The following is an 11,669-nucleotide window of genomic DNA, read 5'->3' as shown; positions in this document are numbered from 1 at the left end:
GCGCAGCGCGGGCCCGCGATCGGTGACTACTTGACCGTCAGGTGCACATCCGGCGCCGGCCGGTCCGGGACCCATTCCAATGCAAACCGCTGGCCGGCTATGATCTCATAGGTCGAGAGTTTCGATGCGACTGCATCGCGGTATCTGAGATAGGCGTCACGCTGCCGCCCGCCAGCGCGGGCCGCCGCCAGATTGAGCCATTTGTAGGCCAGCACAAAATCGGTCGGGACGCCGTGGCCCTTGTCATAGATCAGGCCGAGCTGGGCTTGCGCGAACGGGTCTCCCTGAACGGCGCCGCGATAATAGAGGTCGGCGGCAGCGGCGTAGGCCTGCGGGACGCCGAAGCCGTGCTCATACATGAAGCCGAGCAAGCCGAGCGCTCTCGGGTTGCCGCGCTCGGCGGCGGGCGCGAGCTCCTGAGCCGCCCTGACATAGTCGCCGCGATGGAAGGCGGCTGCGCCCCGCGCGATGCCGTCGGCGCTCGCGACGGATGCGGTCATCGCCCAAAGCACGACAGCAAGCGAGGCGCAGAGCGACTTGCGCGATGTGAAAAGGCTGCGCGCGCTCATGCCCGGCTCAGTGATAGCTGGTGGTGATCGGCGCATTGGTCGTTGTCGTGGCGATGCTGCCGCGCAATTTCGAACGAAGCTCCTCGGCCACGGTCTGGGCGTCGGAACCGTTGCGGATGATCTGCGGGCGGATGAAGATAATCAGCTCGGTGCGCTGGGTGCCGTTGCTCTGATGCCCGAAGGCATCGCCGAGGCCGGGGATCTGGTCAAGCACCGGAAGCGCGTTGCGGGCGCCGCTCTGCTGTTCGCTGATCAGGCCCGCCAGCAGCACGGTCTGGCCGTTGGCGACCGAAATCTGGCTCTTGACCCGCCGCTCCGACACGGTCGGCGTCAGGTTCACCGTGCTGCTCTGCGGAACGTTGCTGATTTCCTGCTCGATATCGAGCCGCACCGTGCCGTTGACGCTGACGCGTGGCGAGACCTTCAGGATGATGCCGGTGTTGCGATAGTCGATGGTGTTGACCACCGTGTTGCTCGTGGTCAGCACCGTCGCGCTGCCGGTCGATACCGGGACGACGTCGCCGACCTGCAGGGTCGCGACCTGGTTGTTGATCACGACCAGCGACGGATTGGAGAGCACCTTGACGCTGGTGACGGCATGCAGCGCATCCAGGATGAAGCTCGGCTGCGTCTCGGACCCGACCAGGAAGTTGAAGCCCGGGAAGGCCCGGTTGATGAAGGCGTTGGTGACCGAGCCGGCGACGGTGGCGACGCCGGTGGTCGCGTCCGTGGTGGTCGGGGGCGCCGTGGTGGCCTGGGTGCCTGTGAACGAGCCCATGTTCGGCTTCAGGCCGAGGCTCCGGCTGGTGAGATAGGTCTGCACGCCATAGGACAGGGTGTTGTTGAGCGTGACCTCGGCGATCGTCGCGTCGATCGCGACCTGGAGCTGCGGCTCGTCGATCTGCACCAGCGTCGCCTCGATGATGCGATAGTTGGCCTGGTCGGCATAGATCAGGAGATTGTTGTTCACGACATCGGGCGTGATCCGCACGTCCTGCATGACGGGCTGGCCGTTGCCGGAACCCGACGCGCCGCGTCCGGCATCCAGCGCGGCATTGTTGCCCTGGCCTTGATTGTTGGGATTGTTCGCTTGCCCGCCGGCGCCAAATCCCTGGCCGAGGCCTTGGCCCGTCCCCGACGTGCCGCGGGAGGCGAAGCCGTTCATGCCCGAATTCGCGCCGTTGTTGTTGTTGAGCGACAGACGGTCGGCGACGCTTGAGGTCGACGAGGTGCCGGAGCCGGGCGCGAGCTGGCTGTCGGCGCTGTCGAGCAAATTGCCGGACGAGCCGCCGAGGAACATGTCGGTCAACACCCGCGCGATCTGGCGCGCATCGCCGTATTTGACGCGGTAGACGTGGACCGAGGTGCGCGCGGTGTCGTTGCGGTCGAGACGCTTGATCCAGGTCGCAGCCGTGTGCAGCATCTCCGGCTTCTTGGTCACCACCAGCACCGCGTTGAGGCGCTGGATCGGCATGAACTTGATGACGTTCTGGCTGAGACCGTTCTCGCCGGAATCGACGATCTTCTCCAGTTCGGCAATGACGGGCGCAGGCGACCCGCTCGAGATCGGGAAGATGCCGACGGACTGGCCGCGCATCCAGTCGACGTCGAAGCTGAGCACGGTGTCGACGGCGGTGCGGCGCTCGGCGCCAGTGCCCTGGATCAGAAGCAGATTGCGCGTCGTGTCGGCACGGACCGAGCCGGCCCGGGTGGCGAAGCTGTCGGTCAGCTTCAGCAGGGTCTGGGCCGACACATATTGCAGGGGGACCACCGAGATGCCGAATCCGGCCTCGGGATTGGCTGCCGCGGCATCGACACGGCCGCCGCCGACGGCGTCGCCGAGCGGCGTCAGGCGATAGCCGGCCGTATCCTTGAGCAGCACCACGCCGCTCAGGCGGAGCGCGTTTTCAAGCACGAAGACCATGTCGGATTTCGGCACCGGGCGGACCGACACCAGGCTCACCGTGCCCTGCACCCGCGGGTCGATGGTGTAGCCGACATGCAGGATATCCCCGAGCACGACCTTGGCGACCGTCGCCACCGGCGTGCTCTCGAAATTCAGGTCGAAGCCATTGCCGTTCGAGGCCGGCTGCGGCCGCGCATCCGCGATGCCAGTCACTTCGCTTCCGTCATACATCGCCGCGCGGACGCTGCCGCTCTGACTGCTGCCCGTGGCCGCCAGCGCGCTGACCGGTTGCGGCTGGCGCTGCGCCAGATCCAGGGAGCGCACCTTGTCGGTGACGTCGAGCTGGGACGCGTCGACGCTCTCGCCGACCGTCGCGGAATTGCAGGACGCCAGCAACCCCAATGACGTCAAAGCAAAAATGGCTGCGAGGCCGCCACGGATCGTCGGGCAGCGGCCCACTGTGCCTACGCGTTGCATGAAGGCCCTTCGCTCTGACTAACTGAAATTTCGATTGCTTGCGACGATCGGTCCTACCCCGGGAGGACTCTTAGCGATCGAACATGACAGAAATAAATTGGTTACATGATTGTCGTTCGCGGCTTGCCCATCGCATCGCACCAAAATCTGTGCAGCCGACGCCCCGTCGTGTCCGCGAAGCCACGTCAAGGCTTCTTGAGCGAGGCGAACGATGTGACTTCGCACAGCTGTCACACTTCGGATCGATAACCGCAGAACCGCCGGGAGCCGAATGCGACGGCACGTAGCGGACCTTGGCGCGAGCTGATCCAGGATAGTGTGGCGGGATATAAGGAATGGCCAACGACCTGTCCGTTCGGTTCGTGGATTATCTCCGTCAGAACAATCACCTGACGCCGATCGACGGGGCGGCTGACCGGACCGGGCCGGGCGCCGATGTCAGGCAGTTGAAGCTGTGGGAGGTTACCAGTCTCTCGCCGACCGAATTCGCCGACGAGGCCGCGCGCTTCTTCGCGCTTGGCCGTCTGACGCTCCAGGACATGACCTCGGCCGAACCGCTGGTCGGCTCGTTCTCGCCGCGCTTCCTGCGCGAGACCATGGTCTATCCGTGCCGGGCGGCCGATGGGACCATTACTCTCGCGGTGGTCGACCCGACCGACCAGGCGACGCTGCGGGCGGCGCAGATCGTGCTCGGCGCCGGCATCAATGTGAGGGTGGCCTCCTCGGAGGACGTCGCCATCGCGCTGAACAACTCCTCCAGCGCCGAGGAGGTCGAGGCCGCCGATACGACGGCGTCGCTGCCCCGGGAAGACGACATCGAGAGCCTGCGTGACCTTGCCAGCGGCGCCCCGGTGGTGCGCGCGGTCAACGATCTGATCGAGAAGGCGGTCGAGCTTCGCGCCAGCGACATCCATATCGAGCCGTTCTCGGCCGGCCTTATGGTCCGGCTGCGTATCGATGGCCTGCTGCGGCCGGTTGCGGCGCTGTCGGGCGTGCTGCCGCAGGCGGTGGTCTCCCGTATCAAGATCATCGCCAATCTCAACATCGCCGAGCGGCGCCTGCCGCAGGATGGCGCGGCGCGGCTGCGGGCCGGGCGTACCGACATCGATATCCGCGTCGCGATCATGCCGACGCAGCATGGCGAGTCCTGTGTCATCCGCATCCTGCCCAAGGATCGCGGCCTGCTGGTGGTCGAAAAGCTCGGCTTCTCCGCGCCCGACGAAGGCAAGCTGCGGCGGCTCTTGAAGCTGCCGCATGGCATGGTCGTGATCACCGGGCCGACCGGCAGCGGCAAGACCACGACGCTGGCGACGATCCTGTCGATCCTCAACGAGCCCAGCCGCAAGATCCTGACCATCGAGGACCCGGTCGAATACGAGATTCCCGGCGTCAACCAGTCCCAGATCAAGCCGGCGATCGGCCTGACCTTCGCCACCGCGCTGCGGTCCTTCGTTCGCCAGGACCCTGATGTGATCATGGTCGGTGAAATCCGAGATTCCGAGACCGCGCATGTCGCGGTGCATGCCGCGTTGACCGGGCATCTGGTGTTGACGACGCTGCACACCGAGACCGCTGCGGCGGCGGTGCCGCGCCTGCTCGACCTCGGGGTCGAAGGCTATCTGCTGCGTTCGGTGTTGCGCGGCGTGATCGCGCAGCGGCTGGTCCGGCAATTGTGCGAGCGCTGCAAGACGGCGCGGCCGCTGGCATCGGCCGATTTTACCGAGGATCCCCGGCTCGCCGCGCTCGGCTTTAAGGCCGAGGAGATCGTCCAGGAGCCATGCGGTTGCGAGCGCTGCGGCGGCACTGGTTATCGCGGCCGCCTCGGCGTGTTCGAGCTACTCGAACTGTCCAACGAACTGCGTGAACTGATCGGAGAGCGAACCGACGGGCTGAAGATCGATACGATGGCGATCCGGGCGGGCATGACCACGATGCTCGATGACGGGGTCGCCAAATGCCGCGCCGGATTGACCTCGCCCGCCGAGATCCTCCGCGTTGCAACGGTGCGGTGACGCCGTGCCGAATTATCGCTACCGCGCTTTGACCCAGGCAGGCGAGATCGTGAACGGCACGATCTCGGCGCCGACGGCGGCCGAGGTCGCGCGGCGCATCGAATATCTCAAGCTGCTGCCGATCGAGACCACCGAGGACAAGCGCGCATCGAGCGCCGCCGGCGGCCGCAGCCTGTTCGGCGGGCCGAGTGCCGCCGAGGTCACCACCTTCACGCGCGACCTCGCGTTGCTGCTCAAGGCCGGCGCGCGTCTCGACGATGCGCTGGAGCTGCTGTCCGGCGATGCCGATGTCGGCCGGATGCGCCCGGTGGTGGCCAAGATCCGCGCAGCCCTGCTCACCGGCGAGAGCTTCGCCGATGCGGTGGCGGATCATCCGACCTTGTTCCAGCCGATGTACATCGCCCTGGTGCGGGTCGGCGAAATCTCCGGCACGCTCGATTCCGTGCTGGAGATGCTGGGCACCGAGCGCGCGCGGTCCGAGCAGATGCGGCGCAAGCTGACCGACGCCATGCAGTATCCGGCCTTCGTGCTGGTTGCGGCATCCGGCGTGATGCTGTTCTTCCTGCTGTTCGTGCTGCCGCAGTTCTCGACCGTGCTCGGCGACTTCGGCGGCAAGTCGGATACCGCGCTCGCCAGCTTCATCGCGCTGTCGGATTTCCTGCGCGCCAACGCCACGGCGGCAAGCCTGATCAGCGCGGCGACGATTGCGCTCGCATGGTGGCTGCTACGGCAGGCGCGGGTGCGCGCCGCCCTGGTCAATGGCATTTCGCGGGTGCCGGGCATCAGCAGCGCCTTCCAGTTCTATCGCGCCAGCCTGTTCTGCCGCAATCTCGGCGTCCTGCTCGGCAGCGGCGTCAACCTCACGGCCGCGCTGCGCATCCTCGTCGACATCATGGCGGTGACCGGGAGCGAGGCGAACTGGACCGCCGCCGCGGACCGCGTCCGTCATGGCGGCAAATTATCCGAAGCACTCGCGGTGGCGGACAGCCTGCCGCCGATGGCGGTCCGCATGCTGCGGCTCGGCGAAGAGACCGGGCAACTGCCGGTGCTGGCCGGGCGGGTCGCGGAATTCTACGAAGCTAAATTGCAGCGCAGCCTGGACCGCGTCGTCGGCATCGTCGGTCCGCTGGCGATCATCACGATCAGCACCGTCGTCGGCGGGCTGATCGTCTCGGTCATGACGGCGCTGCTCTCGGTCACACAGCTAGTCGGTTAAAGCAGAGGTCGTCGGTCATGATATCGCGCAACAGCATCATCGAAATACTTTCCATGCGAGCGGGACGCGATCGCGCCCAATCGCAACAGCCACGGCGTTCGGGCGAGGCGGGCTTCACCCTGGTCGAGATGCTGGTGGTGATTGCGATCATCGGCCTCATCATGGGGCTGATCGGGCCGCGCGTGCTCAACTATCTCAGCGAGTCCAAGGTCAAGACCGCGCGCATTCAGCTGCAGAGCTTCTCCAGCGCGCTCGATCTGTTCTATCTCGACGCCGGGCGCTTTCCGTCCACGGCGGAGGGGCTCGCCGCGCTGGTCCGGCGCACGCCCGGGGTCGCGGCCTGGAACGGCCCGTATCTGAAGGGCGGCAACGTCCCGAACGATCCCTGGAATCACGCCTACATCTATCGCTCGCCCGGCGAGCACGGCCCTTATGACATCGTCTCCTACGGTTCTGACGGCCAGGAGGGCGGCAGCGGCACCTCGGCCGACATCTCGCTCGAGAAGACGACAGCCGCCAACAACGACCAGTAGGGATGCATGGCTCGCATGAATGAGGCGGCGCAGCGCGGTTTCACCCTGCTCGAGATGGTGTGCGTGCTCGCCATCATCGCGCTGCTGGCGGCCGTGCTGCTTCCGTTCATTCCGCACCAGACCTCGCGGTCGCGCCTGCAGGCCTATGCGCTGCAGACCGCGACGCTGCTGAAGGCCGATCGGAACGCCGCCATCGAGCGCAGCACCAGCGTCGCGACGCTGGTCGATGCGCCGAGCCGGGTGATCCACTCCGGCGCGTCGCGCATGACGGTGCGGATTCCCGATGACGTGCGGTTCGACGCCGTGCTGCCGCAGAGCTGTCAGCGCCGCGCGGCACTGTCGACCATCCGCTTCTTCGCCAATGGCGGTTCCTGCGGCGGCTCCATCGCGCTGACGCGGCTCGATGCTGGATATGAGGTTCGCGTCAACTGGCTCACTGGAAGGGTTGAAATCGTTGCTCGCGACGTCGCCGCCAATTGACCGCGCTGATGCGGGGTTCACCATCATCGAAGTGCTGGTGGCGCTGGCGCTGGTGGCTGTCTCGATCGTTGCGATCGGCGCCGTCATGGGCGTCAAGACGCGCGGCGTCCGGGCGATGGAGCAGCACGTGGCGCTGATGCAGGCGGTGCGGACATTGATGACCGTCGGCATTCCGCCGCGCGCCGAGTTGCAGTCGGGCGCGACGACGGGACAGGCGGAGGGCTACCGCTGGACCATCGAGGTCAGCCCGCTCGGCGGCGACTGGAAAGTCCCCGATGGCAGCGCGCCCTGGGCTCCGGAACTGGTACGGATTCGCGTCAAATCTCCAGGCGGTGCGCTGTCCGACATTCGCACGGTGCGCCTGATGCCGAGGTCTTCGGAAGGATCCGGGCAGTGACAGCACAGCGAACCGATGAGCGCGGCTTCACGCTGATCGAGATGATCGTCGCGCTGGCGCTGATGGGGCTGTTGCTGTCGGCACTTGCCGGCATCACGGGGGAATGGCTGCCGAGCTGGAACAGGGGGCTCGACCGGATCCAGCGCAGCGAATTGATCGGGATCGCGCTGGAACGGATCGGCGCCGATCTCGCCGCGGCCGAGTTCGTTGCGGCCAGCCGCGATACCCACAAGCCGCTGTTCGACGGATCGGAACTATCCGTGACATTCGTGCGCACCTCGGTGGGGCCGAATGCGGGCCCGGGGCTCGACGTGGTGCGCCTTGGCGAGACCCGGGACCGCGGCGAGTTCGTCACGGTCCGCTCGCAGGCGCGGTTCACGCCGCTGGCCGACGGGGTATCGCTGTCGGAACAGGTGCATCTCGGCAGCCCCGTGGTGCTGCTGCGGGCGCCCTATCGGCTGTCCTTCGCCTATGCCGGTGCCGACCGCGCCTGGAAGAGCGCGTGGAAGGATGCCGACCGGCTGCCGGCGATGATCCGGTTGACCGTGCGTGACGCGGCGAGCCAGCGCGTCTTGTCGGTTTCGACCATCGCGCCGGTCCATGTCCAGATTCCGAGCGACTGCACCAAGCCGGACGGCAATTGCGGCGACAAGGGCGGCGCCAACGTTCCGACCGATCAGGGGAAGACGTGATGGGCGCGCCCGGCAACAGCGGCCGATCGCCGGCCAACCGCGGTTTCGTCATCGTTGCGGTGCTCTGGATCCTGCTGGCGCTGTCGTCGCTGGCGATCATCTTCTCGGCCTATCTTGCCGCGTCGGCGCGGGCGCTGGCGGCGAGCGACGTGTCGTTGCAGACCGAGGCGCTGGTCTCGGCCGGGGTCGAGCTCACCGCCTATCAGCTGACGCTGACGGATGAGAAGACGCGGCCGCAATATGGGGCGTTTCAGTTCGGGCTGGACGATGCCAGCGTCAGTGTCAGCTTCACGTCGGAGGCCGGCCGTCTTGACCTGAACTACGCATCGAAGGAGATGCTGATCGGCCTCTTCGTCGTGCTCGGCGCGCAGAAGGACTCAGCCAGCGAATATGCCGACCGGATCGTCGGCTGGCGGACCCGGCCGACGCCGGGCAGCGAGAACGTGGAAGCCGCGCGCTACAACGCGCTGGGCTATTCGCCGCGACAGGGGCTGTTCACCCACGTCAACGAGCTGGCGTTGGTCGCCGGCATCCCCGAAGCGTTCGTCGATCGCGTGTTGCCATTCGTGACGGTGTTCAACGGCAGTCCGGATGTCGATCCGAAAATCGCCGCGCCGGAAGTCGCGCTGGCGGTGGATAAGGCATCGGGCAAGCAACAGGGCAGTTTCGGGGCGAGTACTCTTGGATCGAATGTCCTCGGCTCGAATGCTCCCGGTTCGAATGCTGCCGCGCCGAACGGCCTCGCCGCTGCATCGCAGGCCCCGAACCCGCAAAGTGCGGCTTCGACCGCGCAGAGCCCCTGTTACCGGATCGCGATCTCGATCCGATTCCGCAATGGTCACCGCACCACGTCTGAAGCGGTGATCGCGCTCGGCGACAAGGTCGAGCCTTATCGTGTGTTGTCCTGGCAGAACGACCTTGAACCGAGAAGCCCGGTTCTGTTGCGCGGGAGAGGGTGATGGCAATGCTTGCCGAAGCACGGCAATGGTTCGAGCAATGGATCGGCGCGGTCGCGACTGCCGTTGACGGCGTCGCGGGCAGGTTCATGCGTCGGCGCAGCGTCGAGTTCGACGAGAATGGCGACGGCACGTTCACCGCCCGTCTCGCGGTGTCAAAGGATGGCTCGCCCCTGACGCCGGCGTCATTCCGGCTCGATCACGACGCGCCGCAGCCTCCGCTGCCGGCGGACTGGAAGACGGCCCTCGATGGCAGCCGCATCGAGGTGCGTTTGCGATCGGATCACGTCGTCAGCCGCGTGCTCGATTTCCCGAGCCAGGCGGCCGACTTCCTTGACGGGATGATCCGTGCGCAGGTCGACCGGCTGACGCCATGGACCGCCGCCGATGCAGTCTTCGGCTGGGGCTCCCCGCAGCCGATCTCCAATGACCGCATCGAAGTCGCGTTCAGCGCCACCGCGGCAGCCAAGGTCGATCCCTTGATCCGGATGGCAAGGCAGCTCGGCGCCGCCTCCATTGCGGTCTCGGCGCCGGCGGTCGGCAGCGACGGTGCCCTGCAGCAGGTGACGCTGCTCGACCGATCGCTGCGCGGCCTTGCCGGGCCTGCGGTTCCGCGGCTGCTGCGCATCGGCCTGATCTCGACGGCGGCGGCCGCCGCGGTCTGTCTGCTGCTCAACATCTATGTCGGCGGATGGCTGCAATCCGAGCAGGAGGACCTGCAACACCGAATTTCGCAGCGCCGTGCCGCGCTGCGTCTCGATGCCAATGGCGATACGTCCGGCCTTGGCCTCTTAGCCAAGCGCAAGCAGACCACGCCGTCGAGCGTCATGGTTCTGGAAGCGATCTCGCGCGTGCTGCCTGACACGACCTATGTGACGGAGCTGCGTATCGAGGGCAACAAGGTGCAGGTGGTGGGGCTGACCCAGGATGCGCCGTCCCTGATCCGGCTGCTGGAGCAGTCGCCGCAATTCACCCGCGCGACGTTCTTCGCGCCGACGACCCGCGCGGCGAATGAATCGGCGGAGCGGTTCCACGTCGAAGCCAATATCTCTGCTTATTTTGGGTCCGGCTCATGAGCGCAACATCCCGATCGCTGACCGCGGTCAGCACCTCGCCACTGGTCGCGACTGCGAGCTATCTCGGCCTCTTCGTGCTGCTGCTCTTTGTCGTCATCTCGTCGCTCTCGGACGTCATCGGCCTGCACAGCGATGTCGCGGCGTCGGCCGGAATGCTGGAGCAACTGGAGGGACGATCGAAGGCGAAGACCGCGCCCGGAGAGGCGGCCATGCCGACCGGCTCCGCCTATCTCGAAGGGGCGACCGTCACGGTCGCCGGCGCCACCCTGCTGCAGCGGGTGTCGGGCGCGGTGATCAAGGCGGGCGGCAATGTGCTGTCGACGCAGCTCGATGTACCCAACGCGCCGGCCAAGGCCGGCTTCATCAGCATGGTGGCAAGCAGCGAGATCGAGCAGGCGCAGTTGCAGCAGGTGCTCTACGATCTCGAAGCCGGCATGCCGTTCCTGTTCATCGATCAACTGGTGGTGCAACCGGTCGCGGACGAAGCCGCCAAGGGCGGCGATCCCGGCAGACTGCGCGTGCTGCTTGGTGTCTCCGGACAATGGCGAGGAGCCAAATGATGCGACGCTTCGCTGCGACCATCCTGCTGTTGGCGATGTCGGCTCAAGCCGCATCGGCCGCCGTGCCTGACCGGTCCGGCGATGCGCTGGATGCCGGGTTGCTCGACGAAACCCGTCTGGGTGGACCGGTGCTGATTTCGCCGCCGTCCTCAGAGCCGGTGACGTCGGTCCGCGTGGCCCCTGCGCCGGCGCCGACGCCGCGTCCGCTCAGCGCCAATCCATTGTGGGGCATCCCGCTCACCACGCTGTCCAACACCCGCGACCGCCCGGTGTTCTCGCCGTCGCGGCGGCCTCCGCCTGTCGCGGTTGCCGAACCGGAGGTCAGCAAGCCGCCGCCGCCACCGCCGCGCAAGGTCGCGACCGAGCCGCCGCCGCTGTCGCTGGTCGGCACGATCTCCGGAGATGACGAAAGCTTCGGGATATTTCTCGATCAATCGAACAAGACTGCACTGCGGCTGAAGATCGGCGACGATTTCCAGGGCTGGAAGCTGCGAACCATCAAGGCGCGCGAAGCCACGATGGAGAAGGACGAGCACGAGGCGGTGCTCACATTGCCCCAGCCAGGCGGTGATGAGAGCGGCGAGGCCCGCCTCGTTCCGGTCAGCACCGAGCGGAAGCCGTTGGCCCTGCGACGTCAGATGTAAGGGTACGTCCCGCAGCAGCTACTAAAGCGCGATGAGATGAGCTTGAATCGTCATCGCGCTTTAGATTCTTGTTTTCGCATGATCTTTTCGGAAAACCGCTTCACACTTTTCCGGATCATGCTCTAGTTCAGCGCAAGCCAGTTCTGAAGTG

12 protein-coding genes are annotated in these 11,669 nt (G+C 66.3%); 10 read left to right on the top strand and 2 right to left on the bottom strand.

Translation table 11 applies throughout. The features are described from left to right. Positions 1-26 precede the first annotated feature (26 nt). Positions 27-500 carry a tetratricopeptide repeat protein gene (locus AC628_RS28265; protein ID WP_074130069.1) on the bottom strand — a complete coding sequence of 158 codons (474 nt, stop codon included), beginning with the start codon at positions 498-500 and terminating at the stop codon, positions 27-29. A 76-nt stretch (positions 501-576) separates the two neighbouring features. Continuing rightward, complete coding sequence (gspD, locus tag AC628_RS28260) at positions 577-2,952, bottom strand: type II secretion system secretin GspD (protein ID WP_168193469.1); 2,376 nt, start codon at positions 2,950-2,952, stop codon at positions 577-579. Between the two features lie 335 nt (positions 2,953-3,287). On the opposite strand from gspD, the gene AC628_RS28255 reads away from it, so the two are divergent. The 10 genes from AC628_RS28255 to AC628_RS28210 are packed head-to-tail and all read left to right on the top strand — an operon-like array spanning position 3,288 to position 11,518. Further along, positions 3,288-4,964: a GspE/PulE family protein gene (locus AC628_RS28255; protein WP_074130057.1), complete on the top strand. Its 1,677-nt coding sequence runs from the start codon at positions 3,288-3,290 to the stop codon at positions 4,962-4,964. A 4-nt stretch (positions 4,965-4,968) separates the two neighbouring features. Then, entirely contained in the window at positions 4,969-6,180 is a 1,212-nt protein-coding gene (locus AC628_RS28250) for a type II secretion system F family protein (protein WP_050422758.1), read from the top strand. A gap of 53 nt (positions 6,181-6,233) precedes the next feature. Next, positions 6,234-6,713, top strand: coding sequence for a type II secretion system major pseudopilin GspG (gspG, locus tag AC628_RS28245; RefSeq protein WP_074130056.1), 480 nt, complete (start codon positions 6,234-6,236; stop codon positions 6,711-6,713). Positions 6,714-6,728: 15 nt separating this feature from the next. Then, positions 6,729-7,193 carry a type II secretion system protein gene (locus tag AC628_RS28240; RefSeq protein WP_074130055.1) on the top strand — a complete coding sequence of 155 codons (465 nt, stop codon included), beginning with the start codon at positions 6,729-6,731 and terminating at the stop codon, positions 7,191-7,193. Further along, complete coding sequence (locus tag AC628_RS28235; protein WP_245321364.1) at positions 7,159-7,590, top strand: prepilin-type N-terminal cleavage/methylation domain-containing protein; 432 nt, start codon at positions 7,159-7,161, stop codon at positions 7,588-7,590. The genes AC628_RS28240 and AC628_RS28235 overlap by 35 nt, the downstream gene beginning before the upstream one ends. Then, positions 7,587-8,282 carry a PulJ/GspJ family protein gene (locus AC628_RS28230; protein ID WP_245321362.1) on the top strand — a complete coding sequence of 232 codons (696 nt, stop codon included), beginning with the start codon at positions 7,587-7,589 and terminating at the stop codon, positions 8,280-8,282. Before AC628_RS28235 ends, AC628_RS28230 begins: the two co-directional genes overlap by 4 nt. Further along, positions 8,282-9,241 (top strand): type II secretion system minor pseudopilin, encoded by a 960-nt coding sequence (locus tag AC628_RS28225; RefSeq protein WP_074130054.1) that lies wholly within the window; start codon positions 8,282-8,284, stop codon positions 9,239-9,241. The genes AC628_RS28230 and AC628_RS28225 overlap by 1 nt, the downstream gene beginning before the upstream one ends. Further along, positions 9,241-10,314 (top strand): PilN domain-containing protein, encoded by a 1,074-nt coding sequence (locus AC628_RS28220; protein ID WP_074130053.1) that lies wholly within the window; start codon positions 9,241-9,243, stop codon positions 10,312-10,314. The genes AC628_RS28225 and AC628_RS28220 overlap by 1 nt, the downstream gene beginning before the upstream one ends. Beyond that, a complete protein-coding gene (gene gspM, locus AC628_RS28215; protein ID WP_074130052.1) occupies positions 10,311-10,874 on the top strand; it encodes a type II secretion system protein GspM in 564 nt (187 codons plus the stop codon). Before AC628_RS28220 ends, gspM begins: the two co-directional genes overlap by 4 nt. After that, positions 10,874-11,518 (top strand): hypothetical protein, encoded by a 645-nt coding sequence (locus AC628_RS28210; RefSeq protein ID WP_245321355.1) that lies wholly within the window; start codon positions 10,874-10,876, stop codon positions 11,516-11,518. Before gspM ends, AC628_RS28210 begins: the two co-directional genes overlap by 1 nt. The last annotated feature ends 151 nt before the right edge of the window (positions 11,519-11,669 follow it).

Source organism: Bradyrhizobium sp. NAS96.2 (assembly GCF_001908235.1).
Lineage (GTDB): Bacteria > Pseudomonadota > Alphaproteobacteria > Rhizobiales > Xanthobacteraceae > Bradyrhizobium.
Note: the sequence above shows the minus strand (reverse complement) of the source record. Positions and strands in the feature narration are given on the sequence as shown.

Excerpts from the sequence above, each read along its gene's own strand:
- gspM (WP_074130052.1), top strand. The coding sequence starts at position 10,311 with ATGAGCGCAACATCCCGATCGCTGACCGCGGTCAGCACCTCGCCACTG.
- AC628_RS28265 (WP_074130069.1), bottom strand. The coding sequence starts at position 500 with ATGACCGCATCCGTCGCGAGCGCCGACGGCATCGCGCGGGGCGCAGCC.
- gspG (WP_074130056.1), top strand. The coding sequence starts at position 6,234 with ATGCGAGCGGGACGCGATCGCGCCCAATCGCAACAGCCACGGCGTTCG.
- AC628_RS28255 (WP_074130057.1), top strand. The coding sequence starts at position 3,288 with ATGGCCAACGACCTGTCCGTTCGGTTCGTGGATTATCTCCGTCAGAAC.
- AC628_RS28210 (WP_245321355.1), top strand. The coding sequence starts at position 10,874 with ATGCGACGCTTCGCTGCGACCATCCTGCTGTTGGCGATGTCGGCTCAA.
- AC628_RS28240 (WP_074130055.1), top strand. The coding sequence starts at position 6,729 with ATGAATGAGGCGGCGCAGCGCGGTTTCACCCTGCTCGAGATGGTGTGC.
- AC628_RS28220 (WP_074130053.1), top strand. The coding sequence starts at position 9,241 with ATGGCAATGCTTGCCGAAGCACGGCAATGGTTCGAGCAATGGATCGGC.
- gspD (WP_168193469.1), bottom strand. The coding sequence starts at position 2,952 with ATGCAACGCGTAGGCACAGTGGGCCGCTGCCCGACGATCCGTGGCGGC.
- AC628_RS28225 (WP_074130054.1), top strand. The coding sequence starts at position 8,282 with ATGGGCGCGCCCGGCAACAGCGGCCGATCGCCGGCCAACCGCGGTTTC.